This window comes from Streptococcus rupicaprae, assembly GCF_040545225.1.
GTDB lineage: Bacteria > Bacillota > Bacilli > Lactobacillales > Streptococcaceae > Streptococcus > Streptococcus rupicaprae.
Genome location: NZ_JBEPLO010000001.1, coordinates 140,402 through 161,892 on the forward strand (window position 1 = coordinate 140,402; position 21,491 = coordinate 161,892).

Here is a 21,491-nt window from a genome sequence, read left to right on the forward strand (position 1 = left end):
ATGTCATGGTTTATAATTATTATAACCACAAAACAATTAGAAAAGTGAAAGAGAGCAGCATAGGCGCTGGCTGGTGATGTGGACTAAGATTTGATAGAAGATAGTTCAGCTTTTAAAGAATTGAGCAATCAGTTCCTCGTCAAGCCCAATCATGGGGTCAATCGTGAGATAGTTGTCTGGCGTCAGGCGGTATTCCGTGGGATCGGTCAGAGCTTGGGCAGGTGCTTCAGCTTGATCTGGCCTTGTGCTTGCTGGTTGGTCTTCAGGGACAGAGACAGACGTGCTCTCTCGTTGACTCTGCTCTTCAAGGGACTCGATTGGTCCAAAGCGCTCAATTAGATAGGTTTTGCGGGCAGTTCCCCTGGTCTGGGTAGCGTGCTCAAAGGCGCTGTAGTGGCCGAGCAGGATCAATTTACTCTTGCTACGCGTGATCGCAGTGTAGAGGAGGTTGCGCTGGAGCATGCGCCGATTAGCGTTGACTAGGGGCAGGATAACCACGGGGAACTCACTTCCCTGGGACTTATGGATAGACATGGCGTAGGCCAGAGTGATTTTGTACCATTCGTTTCGTGGGTAGGTTATTTCATTGCCGTCAAAGCTGATGCTGATTTCATCCTGCTTGCTGTCACTGTATTTGGCAGGTAAAAGGTTGGTAATATAACCCAAATCGCCATTGAAAATATTGGCCTCGGCATCGTTAACCAGATGGATGACCTTGTCCCCCTGGCGGAAGCTGAGGTCGTTAAAGGCAAAGGACAGCTGCTCATTGGCTAAGGGATTGAGTTGCTCTTGCATGAGGAGGTTGAGCTGATCAATGCCTGCTGCTCCCTTGTACATAGGAGCTAGGATTTGAATATCCCTGGACGGGATGCCGCTTTTTATGGCTGCGCTGACGATGCGACTGACCATCTGAGGGATTTGCTCAGGCAGGACCTCGAAATAAGAGCGGTCAGCCTTTTTATCACGAAAATCGGGGGGCAATTGACCCTGGCGAATGTCATTGGCCAAGGAGACGATTGTCGAATCCTGGGTTTGACGGTAGATGGTCTTCAGGGCAATATGGGGGATTGTCTTGACCTTGAGTAGGTCAGCAAGGACCTGGCCAGGATTGACGGACGGCAGCTGGTCGCTGTCGCCTACGAGAATAAGCTGCGTATTAGGTGAAACATGGGTCAGTAGTTGATTGGCCAACCAGGTGTCTACCATGGAAAACTCATCGACAATCAGGAGCTCTGCGTCTAGATAGTCACTGAGGTAGCTGACCTCGTCCGCAGAATCCCCCGTCAGGCCCAAGTGTCTGTGAATGGTAGCAGCAGGAAGGCCTGTCAGCTCATTCATCCGCCGTGCTGCCCGACCTGTCGGGGCTGCCAGCATAATAGGCAAGTCTCCTGTAGACCGTGTCAAATTGATGCCGTGAAGGCGGGCGTAAACTGCGATTAGGCCATTGATGATGGTTGTTTTCCCCGTGCCAGGGCCGCCTGTCAGGACAAAGACAGGCTGGTTGATGGCTTCGGTGATGGCAGACACCTGTAAGGGATCGTACTGGATGCCGAATTGTTTCTCTAATTCTACTAATTCTGCCCGGATCGCTTCGGGTGTGAAGGTCTCTTGAGGGACTTGATTCAACAAGCGGTTGAGGTGCTTTTGAATCCCTTCTTCAGAAAAATAAAGGCTGTTGTTAAAAATCTTGGTGTCAATCTGCTGGACACTTCCCGTCTCGATTAGGTGCCCAAGCTCTGCGGCAACGGCTTCTGGCGACAGTTCAACAGGGCGGGCCTCTTCTAAGAGCATCAGGCAGGCTTCTAGGAGGTCTCTAGCCTCCACATAGGTGTCTCCGGTCTCCATAGATCGCTGTAAGAGGCTGTGAAGCAGGCCTGCTCGGAAACGTTCAGGAGCATCGCTGGCAATATCGAGGCTTTCAGCAATGCGATCAGCCAGCTTGAAGCCGAGACCGTGGATATCGCTGACCAGCTGGTAGGGATTTTCCTCAATGACCTGCAAGGTGGTCTCCTTATAGGTATCCTGGATTTGGAAGGCTAATTTATTAGGGATCCCGTACTCAGCCAGCTTGGCAAGGATCATTTCAGTCCCGTAATTGGCTCTCAACTTTTCTAGGAAATTCTCCCGAGCCTTTTTGGAAAGGCCTTGGATGGTTTCGAGCTTTTCAGGTGCCGCCAAAATCTGGTCAATGGTCTCGTCCGAGCCGTAGGTTTCGACAATGCGTTCAGCTGTTTTGCGGCCAATTCCCTTGAAATGGTCGCTTGAGAAATATTTGACCAAGCTCTTGGTGCTAGGCTTGGCGCGTTCGTAGTGAGAGATTGCCAACTGCTGGCCGTAGCGGGGGTGGGTGACCAATTCACCAAAAAACGTATAGTCCTCTCCCTCAATGACCTCAGCCACCGTTCCAGTAACGATAATGTCAAGGTCATCAAAGTCTGGACAGTCCGTTTCTTCGATGGCTAGCAGGATAATTTTATAGAAATTGCTGGGATTTTCAAAAATGACTCGCTCAATGGAGCCTGAGAAAAAATAGGTCATGAGATCCTTTCTATGAAATAGGAAAAAATGGATTTAGAGGCTTTTCTTATGAGAAAACCCAGCGGGTTAACCAGCTGAGTTTATCCTATCTTAGAAAAGTTTAAACTGAGGAATAGGCCAGAACCTCAACTTGACCTCACCGACCAGGCTCTCTTCAGAGTAGGTGCCGACATGGCGGCTATCCTTGGATACGATACGATCGTCACCGACTAAGAAGTACTGGTCTTCTGGAACGGTCACGGTGAACTCTGAGACAAAGTTACTGTCTGTAGTGAAGCTAGGTGATTTCTGGGCTAGCTCTTGGAAATAGGAGTTGTAGCTGTAAGTGGCTTGCAGTTTATCCTTTTGGAAGGCGGCCAGATACTCTTCTAAATAAGGTTCGTCAACCACTTGGCCGTTAATGGTTAACTGATCATCTTTAAAGGAAACAACATCGCCTGGCATGCCGATCACTCGTTTAACAATCTGGGTCAGCTCTCCCTTGTCGTCGACTGAATTAGCCACCACAATATCAAAGCGCTCGATTTTCGTGTGGAGTAGGACGATTAATTTATCTTGATTGGTCAGCGTTGGATCCATGGAATGGCCATCAACGGTCACAGGATTCCAGAGGGTATAACGTGAGATAACAAAGAGGGTCATAAAGAGGATAAAGCCTCCCCACTCTTTAAGGAAATTTACAGGATTGAAATGGCGTTTTTTTCTGCGTGACATAGGTTAGGGTCTCCTGAGCAGGTTTTCTGCTTTTTCTGTGTTTTTAAAATGTAGTTTAGCGGTCTGTGCCAGCCCAGCTCGGCCGTAGGCTGCAAGGAGTTGACTGGCGACCTTGTCAGAAGCAGTGCCAGCGCCGCTAGGCAGCTGGTAGCCGACCGCCTCTCCCAAATCTTTCAATTGATTCAGAAAGAGACTCCGAGCAATAATCGATGAGACGGCGACTGCCAGGCATTGTCCTTCGGCTTTCTCAATCAAGGAGACGGGCTGACTGAAGTGGTTGGCTTCTTTTTTGAGGTACTTGTGGTAGTTGGCATCACTGGTAAAGGCATCAATGATGATCTGCTGCGGCTTTTCAATCTTCTTGAGCAGAAGGAAAATGGCCTGATTGTGAAGGGCGACCTTGACAGAGACAGCGTTATACCTGGCTGGGACGACTTCGTTGTACTTCTGTGGGGACAGTAGCAGGGCCTGATGGTCAATCTCTTTTTCTAAAATTGGTGCCAGTTGGAGGATTTTTTGGTCAGTCAGGGTTTTTGAATCCCCGACGCCCAAGGTTTTAAGGCGTTGGTGTTGATCAGGTCTGACAAAGCTTGCTACTACAGCGATTCCTCCGAAATAAGACCCATTGCCCACTTCGTCAGAACCGACGGTGGTCAGACTTTGATTGATTTGAGCCGTTGGCTTGGCCTGTTTTGGTGACGGGGCTGTTTGCCAGCTGCTGGCTAAGGCTGCAGCTTCCTTGCCCTGAAAGAGGACTTTACCAGTCGTATAGACGCTGATACTGGTCGAATGAACCTTGAAAAAATGGGTTTTATAGGGGTCCTTGTGGGGAACCGCAAATCCTTGATAGGTCTGGACCAGCTGCTTAATCTGTTCACTTGTCAATTGCAGTACAATAGGATTCATGCTTTCTATTCTATCATAATTTTGAGAAAAAGCCCTTGCGAAATAGTCAAATGCTTAAAAATAAGGTATAATGAGGGGTGAGGTAACTTATGGCAGATTTAAATCGATACAAATTTACATTTTCAGATAAACAATTAACGCTGACAACCGAGCATGACAATCTTTTCATGGAAGAGATTGAACGCGTGGCCAAGGAAAAGTACCAGGCCCTGCAAGACGAGATGCCGACAGCCGACACGGAGACATTGGCCATTTTACTAGCGATCAATACCCTGTCGGTCCAGTTGGCGCGTGAGTTGGAGTTTGACAAGCAAGAAGAAGAGCTGGCCCGTCTGCGTCGGAAAATGTTGGAACAAATTCAAACCCCCGACAGTGCTAATGAGACGGAGGTGAAATAGATGGTGACACTTGTCCTCTTACTGATCCTAGCCTGGCAGTTTTATATTGGCTATCGCAGAGGTCTGGCTCTACAAGGCTTTTACTTTTTGGGAAGCTTGATTTCACTCTTTGTAGCTAGTCTCTACTATCGGAGCTTGGCGGACTGGCTCTATTTGTGGGTGCCCTATGCTAGCCCTGCAGAAGGCGCAAAGACGATCTTCTTTGACCAAAGCAAGATCTTTGATTTAGACCAGGTCTTTTATGCGGGTCTAGCCTTCTTAATTGTCTATCTGGTGACCTACTGTCTGGTGCGTTTGTTGGGACTTTTCTTTCATTTGACGGATTTGGATACTTTGGACATCGGCTACTCTAGACTAGCTGCTGGTATTTTATCCCTTCTTGTGACATGGATAAGTCTGGAGATGGTCTTGACGATACTGACGACCATTCCCATAGGCATGGTTCAAGATCGCATTGCAGGAAGTTGGGTAGCGAAAGTCATGCTCCACACGCCGATTGTGTCCCAATTCCTCAGAAATCTTTGGGTGACCAAGGTGATTGGTGGTTAAGTTACTCATGTGCTATCACTTATTAGGGAGCAAGAAAAGAGAAGAAGGAATGTCCTAACCTCTCTTGTTCTACTTCCTTTTTTAATTGTAAGGATGAAAAATGAATCAAAAAATTTTAGAGACCTTAGAATTTGACAAGGTTAAGGAACGGTTCCGTCCCTTTTTAGCGACTGCTCAAGGTAATCTAGAACTGGATGGGCTCTATCCTGTGGCTGAAGAAAGCCGTTTAAGGGTTCTTTTTGCAGAAATGGAGGAGATGGCAGAGCTGTTTATCGCGTCGCCTCATTTTGCGATTGGAGAAACGACAGATATTGCCAATGTCGTGGGTCGTCTAGCTGTCGAAGGCCAGCTCAACATCGATGAATTTCTGGCCCTGAAGCGAGTCCTGGAGGTCAGCAAATCGCTCAAGGATACCTACGAAAACTTGGAAAATGTTGAACTGGACCAGCTGAAACGCTTATTTGAAAACATTGAAGTCTTTCACCACTTACAAGGGAGTCTACAAGCTATCAATGATGGGGGCTTTGTTGAATCTTTTGCCAGCCCTGAGTTGAGCAAGATTCGCCGCAGTATCCAAGAAAGTGAAAACCAGGCCCGGCAAGTCCTTCAGGACATTCTCAAAAAGCAAGGGGACATGCTGGTTGAGGCCATTATTGTCAACCGTAACGGTCGTAACGTTCTTCCGGTCAAGAACACCTACCGCAACCGAATTCCAGGGGTCGTCCATGACATTTCAGCTTCTGGGACAACGGTTTACATCGAGCCGAGGGCCGTTGTGGCTTTGAACGAAGCGATTACCAATACCAGGGCAGATGAGCGCCATGAGATTTATCGGATTTTGACTGAGCTGTCGAACCTGGTTCGTCCCCATCATCAGGCCTTTAAGAACAATGCCTGGTTGATTGGCCATTTGGACTTGGTACGTGCCAAGCATTTGTTTGCTAGAACCTATCAGGCCACAGTCCCTGAGCTATCAAAGGAGCGTGCGATCCAGCTCTTAAATGTCCGCCATCCGCTTTTGGAAAACCCTGTTCCCAATGATTTGCATTTTGGAAAAGACTTAACAGCCATCTTGATCACAGGTCCCAACACGGGTGGGAAGACTATCATGTTAAAAACCTTAGGGCTAGCTCAGCTGATGGCCCAATCGGGTTTGCCAATTCTGGCCGATTCTGGCAGTCGTGTCGGGATCTTTCGGCAAATTTTTGCGGACATTGGAGACGAACAATCTATCGAGCAGAGCCTGTCGACCTTCTCCAGCCACATGACCAATATTGTCCGTATTCTTGAGCAAGTGACAGAAGAAGATCTGGTCCTTTTTGATGAATTGGGAGCCGGGACGGATCCTCAAGAGGGAGCGGCACTGGCGATGGCTATCTTAGAGGATTTACGCTTGCGCATGATCAAGACCATGGCAACGACCCACTATCCTGAACTAAAGGCCTATGGCATCAATGCGACTCACGCTGAAAATGCCAGCATGGCCTTTGATACAGAAACCTTGAGCCCGACCTATCGTTTCTTACAAGGTGTTCCCGGCCGATCCAATGCCTTTGAAATTGCAAGACGTCTGGGACTGTCTGAAATCATCGTCAAGGAAGCGCAGGCTCAGACCATCGGTGACAGTGATGTCAATGCCATCATTGAAAAACTGGAACACCAAACCACGGAGAGCCACAGGCGTTTGGAACGCATCCGAGAGGTGGAGCAGGAGAACTTGAAGTTCAATCGTGCCCTGAAAAAGCTTTACCAAGAGTTCAGCCGAGAAAAGGACAGTGAACTAGACAAGGCCAGAGCCGAAGCGCAAGAACTAGTAGAATTAGCCCTGGCAGAGAGTGAGCAAATCCTCAAAAACCTCCATGACCAAGCCCAACTCAAGCCTCATCAAATCATTGAAGCCAAGGCCCAACTCAAAAAACTGGTCCCAGAAGAAGTGCGTCTGGCCCAAAACAAGGTCCTGAAAAAGGCTAAGAAGAGTCGTGCGGCCAAGGTCGGTGACGATATCGTTGTTCTAGCCTATGGCCAAAGGGGAACCTTGACCAAGGAATTGAAGGATGGCCGCTTTGAAGCACAAGTTGGCCTGATCAAGATGACCCTCAAAAAGGAGGAGTTCGATCTTGTTAAAAAAGAAGCCGATTCTCAACCGAAAGCCAAGCCAATCAGCGTGGTTAAGCGGAGCAATGTTAAGGGGCCTTCAGCCCGCTTAGACCTGCGAGGCAAGCGTTATGAGGAAGCCATGCAGGAGCTGGATGAATTTATCGATCAAGCCCTCCTCAACAACCTAGCCCAAGTCGACATTGTCCACGGTATAGGTACGGGTGTTATCCGAGAGGCGGTAACCAAGTACCTGCGCGCCAACAAACAGGTGAAAAGTTTTGGGTATGCACCCCAAAATGCTGGAGGTTCTGGCTGCACTATTGCAATTTTCAAATAGAGGTTTGAGGGTGTTCAAATGCAGCAAGCTCTGCTGGCATTGATGGCAGTCAAAGCAGATAGCTCATACTCTTTGAAAACAAAGACAACTCTTGTCAACTCGTTTCATGAACTCCAGTTCTGTCATCAGCTTCCTTATCCTAGGTTAGTTTGATTTTCTCTGAGTATCAGTGTTCACCTGACCCCATTCAAAAAGCAAGTGAAGTAATCCAAATGGCTACCTCACTTGCTTTTTTACAATATGCCAGTTTTAAAGTTGAGATGGCGCCCCTTAATGGCTGACATCTGTGTAGGAGATGTAGTAGCGAACTCCCTCATAGGTCACATAACTGTACCAGAATTCACCATTCTCGCTGAAATACTTGTCCCAGAAGACACTTTCGCCCTTCGGATAAGTCATGACTGGCCCCATTGATTTGTCAGGCTTGGCATAGACGGGTGTGTCTTCGATAAGGTTTAAATAGCCACTAGTAACTTCAACGCTTCCTTTATCCTCTTCTGGGAAGAAGGGTAAGGGCTCCTGAGCGCTAGAAACACGGTAGAAGGGATGGTTTTCTGCGACGAGACTCTGGCCGGAGGTGATCACATCCTGTTGGAAGGTTAGGCCACCAGGACTCTTAACGCCTGCTGGGATCATGGTAAGGGCTGCGCCGCCTGTTGGAGCATTGGTAGGATTAATGCTGAAGTAGAGGACATTATCTTTGAGGGACTGGTAGGTAAGTGTTGTGTTTTCTGTCAACAAAGCGTCAGGAGAAAAGACCAGGGTCTCTCCCAAATCGTTTTTCCAAGTCCCTGCAAGGCTAGTAAAGTCTCCTTGACTGATGGCCTGGGGATCTAGATTAGAGTTGCTTGCAGACGTATCAGTTGTTGAAGGCTTTGTAATCGCTGTCTGAGATTTTGTGGTTGAGCTACTGGCCGAAGTTTTTGATCCTTCAGAACTGCTTGTTGTCGTAGTTGATGGTTGCTGTTTTTCAGCTACCTTCTCAGCGCTAGACTTGGTACTGGTCACTGGCTCAGCAGCCTTTGAGCCACAAGCGCTCAATAGCAAAAGGGCACTGAATAAAGTGACTGTTTTGTGAAACATTTTAAACATAGGATTTCCTTCTGGTTAGTTTCAGTGAAAGAACATCTCTTCCAAGGCTTAACGAATATATTCCCATTATAGACTTTTTCAGGCATAACCGCAACAAAAAAGTAAGCTTTGCAACAGTGAGAGACGTTAAATTAGGGACTGGCAGGTCTTTGTTTTTCATGGTAAAAAATCTCAGCTTACACTGCTCCTGACGTTAGAAATGAGACTAGAGGGATGCGGACAATAATTCATTCTTTTTGAAAACCAAAGACAGCCGCTAAACAAGCAAAAAGAGGCTGGACTCCCTGACCCAGCCTACCTGTGGATGTGTCTGCCTTGGAAAACGAGTCAGCTAGAGCTTGCTTGCGATTTCTTCCAGCAGGGCAATGATTTTCTTGATGGATCGGACAAAGAATATGACCAAGGCAACCAAACCAATGAAAATGAGTAGTTGGAGCAAGTAGGCCAAATCGACCAAGTTTCCAAGTGTCATAGGCAATCTCCTTTCCTTTGAGAAGGTGTGCGACAAGAGCTGAGACAGAGGAATTTTCCCAAGACCAAATGAGCCCGTAGAATATAAGTTAAAGAGCTTACACCGTGCGGTAGGGGATGTTGACGCTCCCTATAAGTTCAGTATACTTCTGTTGGTTCAAAAAGTCAAATATCCAAGAAAACGCTTAATCGTTTGACACGATGAGGGCGTGATTTTCTTTGGTTCTGTTAATCAGCTGGTGATAAAATAAATATTGGAAGGAACCTTAACAGTGTCAGCGATTTGGCAAGCTTTTAGTAAACGAAGCAAGAGCCCGTAAGCGTTATGACTTTCTATCAGAAGCTTATAGCTACTTAGGACTTTGCCAGCGTGATGAGAGCCTGGTGGAGCGGGGATTAAGGAATTTAGAGGCTACAGAGGAACAGGACCTCTGGCAAGAGATGAAGGCCTATGTAGAGGCTGATCGCTCCGAAATCTAAGCCCTATCTCCTTTTTGCCTAATCCCGTAGCAGAATTGAGACAAATGGGCTAATTTAGTGTAGAATGGCAATAGACTAAAGCTAAAGGAGATAAACCTATGGTACAAGCAGTAACAGACGCAACCTTTGCGCAAGAAACCGCTGAAGGATTGGTTTTAATTGATTTTTGGGCAACCTGGTGTGGGCCTTGCCGCATGCAAGCGCCAATCTTGGAACAATTATCCCAAGAAATCGATGAGTCAGACCTCAAGATTCTTAAGATGGACGTGGATGAGAACCCTGAAACAGCCCGTGAATTTGGCATCATGAGCATCCCAACCCTTCTCTTTAAGAAGGATGGCCAGGTCGTAAAACAAGTGGCCGGTGTTCATACCAAGGACCAAATCAAGGCCATTATTGCAGAAATTGGTTAATCAGAGATCTAAGACAGGTCGGTGATTGACCGATTAAGAAAAGGTCGGTAGTTCCGGCCTTTTTGAGTGTTCAAGAAAGAGGTTAGCTTAGCTCAAATTGAGGGATTTTTGGTATAATAGATGGCAAATATCTTCTCATGAAAAGGAGTCTCCGATTGGCATTTTTAGAAAAGTATCTGTCTCGTTTTAATCTGGAAGAAATCGTCAATGAAGGTCTGAGCAAGCTGATTTCCTTACTCTTACTGTTTTTGGCCTTCTATATTTTGAAAAAAATTCTTCATGCAGTGGTCCAGAGGATCATCAAGCCGTCCTTAAAATTGACCAACAATGACCTTAACCGACAACGCACCCTGACCCGCCTGATTGAAAATAGTCTGAGTTATATTCTCTACTTTTTCATGGCTTATTGGGTCTTGAGTCTGATCGGTTTGCCAGTTTCTAGCCTGCTAGCGGGGGCGGGAATCGCTGGGGTGGCCATCGGTCTAGGGGCCCAGGGATTTCTGTCGGATTTGGTTAACGGCTTTTTCATCCTTTTGGAGCATCAATTTGATGTGGGAGACTCAGTTGTTCTGACCAATGGGCCGATCAAGCTCTCAGGCAAGATTTACAGTGTTGGCGTGCGGACGACCCAGGTCAGGGATTCGGACGGGACCCTGCACTTTATTCCCAATCGCAATATTCTCGTCGTCAGCAATCAGTCCCGTGGGGACATGCGGGTCCAACTGGACCTTCCTCTGCCTCTCGGGGCAAATCTAGACAAGGTTTACAAGGTACTTGAAAAGGTCAATACGGACCTGACCCCCAAGACTCAGATCATTACCCAACCACCGACCATCATCGGTCCTCAGACTCTGAGCAATGGCCAATTTGTCATTCGGGTCCATTGTTTTGTGGAGAATGGCAAACAGACAGAGGCCTATCAACTCCTCTACCGTAAGTATCAGGAGGCTCTCAGTGAGGCAGGCATTCGCTTCGCGCCCTCCAATATGATGTAAAAAATTCAAGACAATCTCTAGCGAGGTTGTTTTTTGTATATTCTTTCGTCTACTTAATCGTTTTTAGAGGTGGCGTTATCTATTATTTGTTTATTTATCAACGAGCCTTCTATGGGTTTGGTGATTTCAAGGAATAAAAATTCAAAAACAACTTGAAAAGTTTTATAATTATGTGTATAATACCTTTTAAACAAATGACAAATTTGTTGAGAACCGTGAAATATCTAACAGAAACCGTTTTCTTGCATGGATATAATAGAGGTGTAAGAAAACAATAAAACGGAGGTTTTTATGGAAAAAGGTAAGTTTTCTAAGAAAATAGTTGGCTTATCAGCTTCATTTTTACTGGCCTTGATGGCCGAAGGAGTGATTAATCCGGTTGTTCATGCGGATGATTTAGACCCCAATGCTACCGTCAGTGTAGTTGACGGAAGTGGGGGAGAACTTGTCCCTGCACCTCAAGAAGAACCAGTAGCTGACACAGAGGCTTTGCTAGCCCCATCAGCGTCCACGTCGGCAACAGCTGGGGCAGAGCCAACTAGCGGGACTGTTGAACATTCACAACCATCCATTCCAGAAACGGCAGTTGAAACAAGCGGTGAGCAGCCAGTTGCAACAGACCAGTCTGCGCCACAACCAGTAGCGGCAACGGCCTTGCGCAATGCATCTACGCCTAGTGCTGAGGCTCCTATCGTGCTAGATGAGCAGGAAGTCTATATGTCTGAGAAGGCGCGTTTGGAAATCACCTTGGATACTTCTGAAACCAGTCTCAATTGGTCGATTCCTGCTCTACCAAAGAATACCTACGTTCATCGTAGCCATTTAGCAAATGGTGATCCAAGGCGTAATGACCCCAGTTATTTGGCGAATCCCTACATCGGACCAGAATTGGTCACAGTAGCTGAAGAGAGCTCTGACGGCTCTGTTTACAAGGCTAATATCGATTTAGAAGCTTTGTTTGGCGAGGATCTGAGCCTGAGAAGCACCACCAATATCCGCCGAACCTATCGAGATTTTATCGGGAGCTATACCCTTGAGGGGCGCAATGCAGCAGGCGATTTGATTGCGAGCAAGCTCTTGCATTTGAAGCCTTATCCGAGTTATGAAACCTATGAGGAAATGGTCGCAGCAACAGATGGTGCGGCTCAGAATCACGCGCCGGATCGTTATGCAACGATTGAAACGATTGGGACTAGCGCTGAAGGCAGACCGATTCGGATGGGAATAGTAGCCGAGAAGGCCCAGGATTTGACCGATTACCTCGAAAGAATCAGTCCTGTGATGCTGAAAAATCCGGAAGCACTTTTGAAGCAACTTCAATCTGGCAACCTAACCTATAAGGTTCCGATTATGATTCACAATACCCATGCGGATGAGCAACCAGGCATTGATGTGGTTTCTAAACTCTTCCAAAACTTTACCCAACAAGATGAATTCCGCTTTGTAACGACAGATGGTCAAGGGCAGTCCCAAAGTATCACACTTCCTGTCAAGGACTTATTGAAACAGGCCTTTTTCCTCTTTAACTTTACTGAGAACCCTGACGGAGCTGTTCACAACTTCAGAGGTCTTCCAAATGGACTTGATATTAACCGAGATGCTGGTTTCCAGACCAGCCCAGAAGCTAAAGCGGCTGTTGCCCAAATTACCAAGTGGAATCCACTGGCTCTCTATGATATTCATGGCTTTGTGAAAGAATTTCTGATTGAGCCTGCCACACCACCACATGATCCAAACTTTGAGTATGATTTGTTATCCGATAGCATGCTGGAGCATGCACACCACATGGGACGGGCAGGGGTAGCTAACTCCAAGTATAAGGAAACCAATCCGGACAAGGGGTATATTATTCCTAAAATAGACTGGGGAGAAGGTTGGGATGATGCCTTCTCAGGTTACACGGCTGTTTATTCAATGCATCATGCGGTTTTGGGACATACCTTAGAAATTCCTGAGATGAATGAGGAGTCCTTTAAGGCGGGGTATTATGCAGTTCTTGGAGGCATCCGCTATGTTCTTGATCAAAAGGACCAGCTGATGGCTAATCGCCTCAACTACTATGCACGTGGTATCAATAAAATCGAAGATCCAAAAGCCAATGATCAACTGGTGGCTCCAGATGGGTCTGTGGTGGGTCGTCCTAAGGAAGGTCGTGAAACATTCTTCCCTGATTACTATGTGATTCCCATGGGACTGGCTAAGAACCGTGATAGTCAAGAAGCTTTTGATATGATTTCCTATTTCCGTCGCAATGGGATTGAAGTGGGAGAGTTATTGGTTGACAGAGGTGAGTTCAAGGCAGGCGATTTGATCATCGACATGGCACAAGCCAAGCGTGGTTATGCCAATCACGTCCTCTACAAAGGAAGTGATGAGTCCGCCTGGTCTGATATGTACGCTGAAGTGGTCATGAACAGACCTGTCATGAGAGGTTTCGAAGCTATTCCAATCTTTGAAGCAGATTACTTCAAGCATATTTTGGGTCCTGTTTCCCACAAGGAAGCTCCGAGAACAGTTGTGGATCCAAAGGCCAGCTATTATGTCGTTCATAACAACTCCCTCAGCGCTATCCAGGCAGTCAATGCAGTCTTGCAAAATGGTGGTCGTGTCTACCTGACCGATGATGGCTACATCATGTCGACCAAAGATTTTTCAAACGCCTTGGATACTTACGCTCTATATGGAACACCGATTTACAACAAAAAGCCAGTGGGAGAAAGCCTCAAGCCTATGAAAGTCTACGCTCCGGGCAATCCCAATATCGGCTTGAGTATCCCATCTAAGAGCGAAGTTTATCAAGCCTCCAAACAGATGGGCTTTAAAATGGTCGAGAATCTGGAGGATGCAGATGTTGTTGTTTTAGATAGCAATCAGTTTAGTGCAGATGACCTCGGCAAGAAACCGACCATCATCATCGGTGGTGATGCCATGCATCGTCTTGAAGAACTTGGCTTGATTCCTGGGTTCGATGCAGAACGAACCGGTAGATCTCATGAAGGGCTACTGAAAGCCTTGTTGGATTCGACCCATGTCTTGACAAGTGGCTACTTGCCAAACGATTACTTCTATAGCAATTCTGGAAGCTGGATAAATACCCTGCCAGAAAACTTCAAGCAACTTTTGAAGGTGGCGGATGGTGATTATTTTGTGGCTGGTTGGTGGCCAGGTCATGAAAAAGTTGCTGATAAGCTTTTGGCCATTGATGGGGTTTATGGCGACCAGCCTATCTTTATCTTTGCGGGCGACCCGGTTAACAAGCTAAACAGTATTTACTTCTATCGCTGGGTCAGCAATGCCATTTTTCGTGGAGAAGTAGCGAACTTACTGGCCTACGAGCCTAATCGTGGCATTATTGAGTTTCCGAAGAGCCCCCCTGCCAAAGAGCCTGAAGTCGTTCAAGTTGTCAATGCAGGAAGCCATCAAAAAGCCTCTGTCCCAGTGACCTACTTGACGCAAGAGGCTGATGACCTGAAACTGGCCAGTCTCGGAGAAAGTCCTCATAAGGAAAATGCTCTGCCTAAAACTGGAAACGCTTCTAGTCGCTTCCTGACCTTGATAGGAGCTATGATAAGTGCAATTTTGGCAGGTCTTCATTTCAAGAAAAACCGTCAGAAGGATTGATTCTGTCTAGAAAATCAAAGCCCCCTCTTTCCTCACAGGCAAAGCCTGGTCTGTGGGAAAGAGGGGTTGATTATTCAGCATCTAGGCAATGGGAAGTCCGTTGACTATCCGACTGTAGGCTTGAAGTTTATGTCAGCCTTCTGAGGATGTGTGAGGAGAGCTTTTCTTGCCTACTGGCCTTCAACCTCTTGCTTGATATCTTTTGATCTATTGTGAGCCAAATGAAGAATTCCTTTTTTGTCTGTCTATGGACCAAGAGGCTCTGGAGAAGAGAAGTTTCTACCCCAGAATCTAGCAGTGCAAGGCAGACCTCCGAGGAACAGCTGGCTGTGGAATAGCAAGAAAAAGGATGTTAGCACCTGTCTAACATCCTTTTTCTTTTGTTTTAAACTAATCCTTGAGCAATCATTGTGTCAGCCACTTTTTCAAAGGCAGCAATATTGGCTCCAGCCAAATAGTCGATTCCAAGGCCGTAGGTCTCAGCAGTGGTTTTAGCTGTCTCAAAGATATTAGTCATGATATCTTTCAAACGTTGGTCAACTTCTTCAGAAGTCCATGACAGACGAAGGCTATTTTGGCTCATTTCTAGGGCAGAAACAGCTACACCACCAGCGTTAGCAGCCTTGGCAGGACCGTATAGGATGCCGTTTTCATGGTAAACCTTGATGGCGCCTAGGTCAGAAGGCATGTTTGCCCCTTCAGCAACCGCATAGACTCCGTTTTTCACCAAGCGTTCAGCCGCTTGGGCGTTGATTTCATTTTGAGTAGCACATGGTAGAGCGATGTCCACGTGTCCCTCGTAGTCCCAGACAGAGCCTTCAAAGTATTGAGCAGTCTCTTTTTCAGCAGCATACTCAGTCAAGCGGGCTCGGCGTTTCTCCTTGATATCGACCAAAAGATCAAAGTCAATGCCAGTTTCATCGATGATATAACCGTTTGAATCAGAGACGGCGATAACCTTGGCTCCAAGTTCAGTTGCTTTTTGGACAGCAAACTGAGCAACGTTACCAGAACCTGAGATGACAACTGTTTGGCCGTTAAAGGACTTGCCGTTGGCCTTGAGCATTTCATTAGTGAAGTAAACGAGCCCGTAGCCAGTCGCTTCTGGACGGATGAGAGACCCTCCGAAACCGATTGGTTTACCAGTCAAAACACCAGCATCGAATTGATTGAGGCGTTTGTACTGGCCAAACATGTAACCAATCTCACGACCGCCGACACCGATGTCACCAGCTGGTACGTCCAGAGAAGGCCCGATATGTTTTTGCAACTCAGTCATAAAGCTCTGAACAAAGTTCATGACTTCGCGATCAGTCTTGCCTTTAGGATCGAAGTCAGAACCACCCTTGCCACCACCGATAGGTAGGCCAGTCAAGACGTTTTTATAGATTTGCTCAAATCCTAGGAACTTAAGGATAGACTGGTTAACTGTCGGGTGGAAGCGCAATCCTCCCTTGTAAGGGCCGACAGCTGAATTGAACTGTACACGGTAGCCGCGGTTGACTTGAACCTTGCCGTCTTTGTCCAGCCAAGGGACACGGAAGCTGATGATACGTTCCGGCTCAACGATTCGCTCAAGAATATTTTCTTCTATATATTCAGGGTGTTTTTCAATCACAGGTTCAAGTGTGTTGAAGAGCTCTTCAACAGCCTGGAGGAATTCTGTCTCGTGAGGATTGCGAGCTTTAACACTCTCAAAGGCTTGGTCAATGTATTGTTTTGCAGTGGTCATTTTGGAACTCCTTTTCTTTTAATCTAATCACGGGACTAGAATCCTTAAAATAAGAAGTGTGCGATTTTTCGTTTGCACACTTTTTTCAGAAAATAGCTGTGATAAACTATGTGTTACACTATACCATAAAGCACACACCTTGTCAAGGAAGAGACATAATTTTCTGAAAATTACTAAAATAGAGTTGTTTTGGTGTTTAAAGAGGAGGCAAAAAAATTTTTTTAAAAAAATTATAAAAACGCTTGCAAATTGTAAACGTTTGCGTTATAATAGAATTGTAAAAAAGATAAGGTTGTTCAAGTACACGATAACCCTATCTGGCCTAGGCAAATCTTATAACTTTTGGAGTTGGGCTTAGTAGAGTGTTTGGTGACGACGGTTGCCGGACCAACTAGTCAAACTTCACGCAGACGTATTTATTGGAGGTATTTCTATGCTTAAGATGAATATGAGTCGGTACAAGAACGGCGACAGTTAAGACTATTGTTTTATCAATGTTGTCATTCATCTGTTATACATCATAACTAATACTAAGTAAATAAACGTTGATATCTAGATATTTCTCTTACCAAAAGCAGTAGTCGATAGGGACTACGACGGAGGTAGTACGATTATCAATAAGATTATGAATAGCCCTTAGGGTAGCTACTACGTTTGTCTATTATCTGTAAAGAATAGCAGTTTGAACTAAGAGTTGTAGATAAGCTACCGTGAAAGAATGTTTAAGAGAGGGACACCTCCCCGTGAGGTCTATCAATCACACGAACGAACTTTTATGTTGACGGCTTTATAACAATTGAATAAGAAGGAGGAGCCAGACGCTTTGTCTGGCTTCTTGTGTTTTAGGGGTTAACTCCTGGGCAAGAGGACCAAGAATGAGATGTGTAAGAAAAAAAGTTTTAAAAAGCGCTTGCATTTTTTAAAAGATGTGGTAAAATAAATGCATGGATTGTTACTGGTCATGCAGGCAAAACCTAAGTAAATGTGAAATAATACCCACTTTTTGAGCATTCTCAGAAGGTGTATTGTTTGATATTTATTTAGGTTTTTTCTATTGCATAGACTAAATCTGGAATTATTTTTTAAGGAGGAGCTAACAGTATGGGTAAGTATACTGAATTAGCACAAGATATTGTTGCACACGTTGGTGGTAAGGAAAATATCACTGACCTCAAGCACTGTGTCACACGCTTGCGTTTTTATTTGAAGGACGAGTCAAAGGCTGATACGGACTATCTTAAAGCGCGTGATGGTGTGGTGACTGTCGTTAAAGCCGGTGGTCAGTACCAAGTTGTTATTGGGAATCATGTGCCTGATGTCTATGCAGAGGTTGTTAAAGTGGCTGGACTATCAGGTGGTGGTAGTTTAGATATTGATGAGGGGGATGTACCAAAAGGGAATCTCTTTGATCGCTTTGTAGCTTTGATTTCAGGTGTTTTCCAACCTATCCTCGGAGCCCTTGCTGCATCTGGTATCATCAAAGGTGTAGTTGCTGTTATGGGTGCAATGGGCTTGAATGCCACAAACAGTGCTCTGTATGTTATTTTAAATGCTGCGGGTGATGGTTTCATGCAGTTCTTGCCAATTATCCTGGCAGTTCCTGCAGCACGCAAATTTAAAATGAGCGAATTTACTGCTCTTGCGATTGCTGCTGGCTTGGTATATCCAACCCTCCCAGCAACAGTTACAGCTTTGAAAGAAGCTGGTCTTGATAAGGTCTTTGGAGTTATTCCATTTGCTTTACCGACCTCTGGTTCATACCTTTCAACTGTAATGCCAATTCTCTTGGCGATTTGGGTTGCTTCTCATATTGAGAAATTCATGCGTAAAGTAACACCAGATGTAATCAAACTCTTTGTGGTTCCTTTTGTAACAATCATTGTTACTGTTCCATTAACCTTCCTTTTAGTAGGTCCAATTGCTAATGCATTGTCAGATGCTTTGCAATCAGGTTTCTCTGCTGTTCAAAACTTTAGCCCAATTGTTTACGGTGCACTTGTTGGTGCAACATGGCAAGTTCTCGTAATGTTTGGTCTTCACTGGGCTCTTGTGCCACTTGCAATCATGTCAGTTGCTACTTATGGCTACTCTACAGTATTGACTGCAGCATTGCTTCCAAACTTTACACAAACAGGTGTTCTTGCAGCGATTATGCTTAAAACAAAAGAGCAAAAAGTTAAATCTATTGCTATGCCAGCCTTCATTTCATCTATCTTTGGTGTTACCGAGCCAGCTATCTATGGTGTAACGCTTCCAATGAAGATTCCATTCTACATCTCATGTGCTGTTTCAGCAGTAGTTGGTGCTATTATGATGGCATTTAATGTTACAAGCTATGCTTCAGGTGGTATGGGGATTTTCCTCTTCCCAGCTTTGATTAATCCAAATGGTGATATGTCAGGACTTTGGGTAGCTGTATTGTGCGCAATTGGTGCGATTATCGCTTCATTTGCTATCCAAATGGGAGCTCCAGTTCCAACACTTTTCGGTGGTGCTCCTGCGGAGGCTCCTGTAAAAAAGCCTAGTGCCGAAGCAGTTGCTCCAGTAGCAGCTGTGGAGGCGTCTTCAACAATTACAGAATCACCAATCTTGGCAAGTCCATTGACTGGTGATGTGGTAGCACTAGCAGATGTGAAAGACCCCGTCTTTTCATCGGGTGCTATGGGTCAAGGTATTGCTATTGAGCCAAGTATTGGTCAAGTAGTTGCACCAGCTAATGCGACAGTTAGCCTTCTATTCCCAACCAATCATGCGATTGGTCTCCAACTGGACAATGGTGCAGAACTCCTTATCCATATTGGGATGGATACGGTTGAGTTAGAAGGTAAAGGCTTTACGGCTCATGTGCAACAAGGGGATCGTGTCAGTCTTGGTCAAAAATTGGTATCATTTGACATTGAAGCTATTAAGGCGGCAGGTTTCCCTGTAACCACACCGATTATTGTGACTAACACAGCAGATTTTGCTAGTGTGACAGCGACTAAATCAGGTGCTGTAGTGGCTGGAGATGACTTGCTCGAAGTTTTGAAATAATTTGTCTTAATGATCAAGATGCTTAATGCTTGATTGATGAGGTATGATGAATTGGGAGGTTGGTTTTCTGACGGAACCTCCCTTTTTAATCAATAAAATGTAATCGATTGCAAGGAGGTAGTGATGAAACAAAGATTATGGTCCTTATTGACCTTATTGGGACTGGCGAGTTTGGTTTTAATGGCTTGTGGCAAGTCCAAGGAGACAGCGGAGACAAGAGCTTTTAACCAAGACTTGACGCAAACAATTGTCAGTGGTCCGATTAAGGGACAAAAAGATGAGGACAATCAGGTACTTGAATGGTTGGGTGTTCCCTACGCAAGGGTCAGTGAGCGATGGACAGCACCAAAGCCTGTTGAAACTTGGAAAGATCCCCTTGATGCGACCAATCCAGGGGAACCAGCTCTGCAATTATCCAATGGCGAAATCAAGGGTGTCGAAGACGCTTTAAACCTTGACATTGTCCGTCCAGATACAGATGCAACGGATCTGCCTGTGATTGTCTTTGTCCACGGTGGAAATAACCAGACAGGGCTAGCTCAGGAAATCAAAGGCAACACCTTTGTTAATGATGTGAATGCGGTTTATGTCTCGCTCAATTACCGTCTAGGGGCCCTTGGTTTCAATCCCCTACCTGCTCTAAAAACAGGAACAGACGAGGAAAATTCAGGAAATTATACCTTGTTGGACTTGGCAGCTGGTCTTGACTGGGTTAAGGAAAATATTGCCACCTTTGGTGGAGATGCCAACAATGTGACGCTGGTCGGCTTTTCAGCAGGCGGACGCGATGTGATGGCGACCTTGATTTCCCCTCTTTTTAAAGATAAATATGATAAGGCGATTTCCTTTAGTGGAGGGATGACCCTGGCGGATGAAGCAGAAAGTCAAGCGATTTTTGCCAAGGCTTTTGCCCCACTGGTGGTGGAAGATCAGGTTAAAGGTTCTGAAGAAGAGGCTATTTCTTGGCTCTTATCGGATGACAGGTCTGTCGCTGACTACCTTCATCAGTTAGACGGAGATCGCTTGGCTCCATTGATGGGCAATGCCGGCATTCGGATGTCTGTTTTCCCACATTTGTACAAGGATGGCGTAGTCCTTCCCAAAGAAGGTTTTGAGGTTGCTCAGCTCAATGATGTTCCCCTCTTATTGGTGACAGGGACGAGCGAATTTTCCCTCTTTACGGCTTTTGATAAATACTTCATGGCAGATTTTACTGGAGGTCAGTTGGCTCAAAATGAAGAGAAGCTGGCAGAATTCCTCTATGCGAGAAATTATGGGGGAGACTTCTACCGTTTGGCCAATGGCGTAGAGAGTGCGCGGCTACTGGCAGACCGCTATAAGTCACCGATTTACATTGGGGAAATTCAATATGGTGCTAATGCGGAAGTGACACCGACCTTGGCAAATGGTTTGTCAGCCTACCACGGCGTTTTTGAGCCCCTCTTGCAGACACCGTCTAATTATGCTGGCCTGATTGGAGAAGACTTTTACAATGATGGACAAGCGGCCTTGGCCAAAGCCTTTAAAGGCTACCTTAAGGCGTTTATTGCCACTGCTAATCCTGGTCAGGATTGGAAGGCCTGGACTAAGGATGGCCAAGAGGTGCTTAAGCTTGATGCAGATAAAGAAAAAGCCATCATTGCCATGTCCAGCGATTCCGAGACAGCAGAGGACATTTTAGCGCGAATGGAGGCGGATAGTAGTCTGAGTTCAGAACAGAAGAAAGTTCTCAACGAACAAGTGCTTAATGGCCGTTGGTTTAGTCAAGTTTTGGATGAAGCTAACTTTAAGTATTAGATAGTAAGGGAGTGAGAAAAGAATTCTAAGCTTCGTTTCTCTCGCTTCCTTAATGAATTGATTCAGATGAAAGCGGGAGCCTTAAGATAAGAAAAGAAGGTTCCCGCTTTTTTGCAGTTAATGGAGTTTTTCCCAGTTTTAAAAGTACTTTAACTCTTTAAGGTGAATCCGTGAATTGACTTATCATGTTTCTGTCATATCATCTATTTTGGGATTTGGTTTAGTATAACAAAAATCATACACTTCATAAGCGTATGACTAATAAATATGAAACTAAAACACAATATAGTGCTACTCTATTTGGCGCTTGTTTCTTAG

At 45.7% G+C, this 21,491-nt stretch carries 14 protein-coding genes; 8 read left to right on the plus strand and 6 right to left on the minus strand.

Going from position 1 to position 21,491, the window contains the following annotated elements; genetic code table 11:
* Positions 1–105: 105 nt before the first annotated feature.
* From recD2 to rnhC, 3 genes are all read right to left on the minus strand, one after another.
* Positions 106–2,538 (minus strand): SF1B family DNA helicase RecD2, encoded by a 2,433-nt coding sequence (recD2, locus tag ABID29_RS00670; protein WP_354363700.1) that lies wholly within the window; start codon positions 2,536–2,538, stop codon positions 106–108.
* Positions 2,539–2,628: 90 nt separating this feature from the next.
* Positions 2,629–3,252 (minus strand): signal peptidase I, encoded by a 624-nt coding sequence (gene lepB, locus ABID29_RS00675; RefSeq protein WP_354363701.1) that lies wholly within the window; start codon positions 3,250–3,252, stop codon positions 2,629–2,631.
* 3 nt (positions 3,253–3,255) lie between these two features.
* The gene (rnhC, locus tag ABID29_RS00680) at positions 3,256–4,158 is read right to left on the minus strand and encodes a ribonuclease HIII (protein WP_354363702.1); all 903 of its coding nucleotides are present in this window, start codon (positions 4,156–4,158) and stop codon (positions 3,256–3,258) included.
* An 89-nt stretch (positions 4,159–4,247) separates the two neighbouring features.
* Between rnhC and ABID29_RS00685 the strand changes: the two genes are divergently transcribed.
* The 3 genes from ABID29_RS00685 (at position 4,248) to ABID29_RS00695 (ending at position 7,539) form a co-directional block, all read left to right on the plus strand.
* Entirely contained in the window at positions 4,248–4,556 is a 309-nt protein-coding gene (locus ABID29_RS00685) for a hypothetical protein (protein WP_354363704.1), read from the plus strand.
* The gene (locus ABID29_RS00690) at positions 4,557–5,105 is read left to right on the plus strand and encodes a CvpA family protein (RefSeq protein ID WP_354363705.1); all 549 of its coding nucleotides are present in this window, start codon (positions 4,557–4,559) and stop codon (positions 5,103–5,105) included.
* Positions 5,106–5,205: 100 nt separating this feature from the next.
* A complete protein-coding gene (locus ABID29_RS00695; protein WP_354363706.1) occupies positions 5,206–7,539 on the plus strand; it encodes an endonuclease MutS2 in 2,334 nt (777 codons plus the stop codon).
* 270 nt (positions 7,540–7,809) lie between these two features.
* Here ABID29_RS00695 and ABID29_RS00700 read toward each other — a convergent pair whose 3' ends face one another.
* Positions 7,810–8,631 carry a DUF6287 domain-containing protein gene (locus ABID29_RS00700; protein WP_354363707.1) on the minus strand — a complete coding sequence of 274 codons (822 nt, stop codon included), beginning with the start codon at positions 8,629–8,631 and terminating at the stop codon, positions 7,810–7,812.
* Between the two features lie 331 nt (positions 8,632–8,962).
* Complete coding sequence (locus ABID29_RS00705; RefSeq protein WP_354363709.1) at positions 8,963–9,103, minus strand: hypothetical protein; 141 nt, start codon at positions 9,101–9,103, stop codon at positions 8,963–8,965.
* Positions 9,104–9,680: 577 nt separating this feature from the next.
* Here ABID29_RS00705 and trxA point away from each other — a divergent pair.
* The 3 genes from trxA (at position 9,681) to ABID29_RS00720 (ending at position 14,611) form a co-directional block, all read left to right on the plus strand.
* Positions 9,681–9,995: a thioredoxin gene (trxA, locus tag ABID29_RS00710; protein ID WP_354363711.1), complete on the plus strand. Its 315-nt coding sequence runs from the start codon at positions 9,681–9,683 to the stop codon at positions 9,993–9,995.
* Positions 9,996–10,150: 155 nt separating this feature from the next.
* Positions 10,151–10,990, plus strand: coding sequence for a mechanosensitive ion channel family protein (locus ABID29_RS00715; RefSeq protein WP_354363712.1), 840 nt, complete (start codon positions 10,151–10,153; stop codon positions 10,988–10,990).
* A 291-nt stretch (positions 10,991–11,281) separates the two neighbouring features.
* Positions 11,282–14,611 carry an LPXTG cell wall anchor domain-containing protein gene (locus ABID29_RS00720; protein WP_354363713.1) on the plus strand — a complete coding sequence of 1,110 codons (3,330 nt, stop codon included), beginning with the start codon at positions 11,282–11,284 and terminating at the stop codon, positions 14,609–14,611.
* A 385-nt stretch (positions 14,612–14,996) separates the two neighbouring features.
* Here ABID29_RS00720 and gdhA read toward each other — a convergent pair whose 3' ends face one another.
* Positions 14,997–16,343 (minus strand): NADP-specific glutamate dehydrogenase, encoded by a 1,347-nt coding sequence (gene gdhA, locus ABID29_RS00725; RefSeq protein WP_354363715.1) that lies wholly within the window; start codon positions 16,341–16,343, stop codon positions 14,997–14,999.
* A gap of 1,101 nt (positions 16,344–17,444) precedes the next feature.
* On the opposite strand from gdhA, the gene ABID29_RS00730 reads away from it, so the two are divergent.
* Together ABID29_RS00730 and ABID29_RS00735 are read left to right on the plus strand one after the other, a co-directional pair.
* Positions 17,445–19,376, plus strand: a complete 1,932-nt coding sequence (locus ABID29_RS00730) for a beta-glucoside-specific PTS transporter subunit IIABC (RefSeq protein WP_354363716.1) — start codon at positions 17,445–17,447, stop codon at positions 19,374–19,376.
* A 123-nt stretch (positions 19,377–19,499) separates the two neighbouring features.
* Positions 19,500–21,173 (plus strand): carboxylesterase family protein, encoded by a 1,674-nt coding sequence (locus tag ABID29_RS00735; RefSeq protein WP_354363718.1) that lies wholly within the window; start codon positions 19,500–19,502, stop codon positions 21,171–21,173.
* Positions 21,174–21,491: the final 318 nt, after the last annotated feature.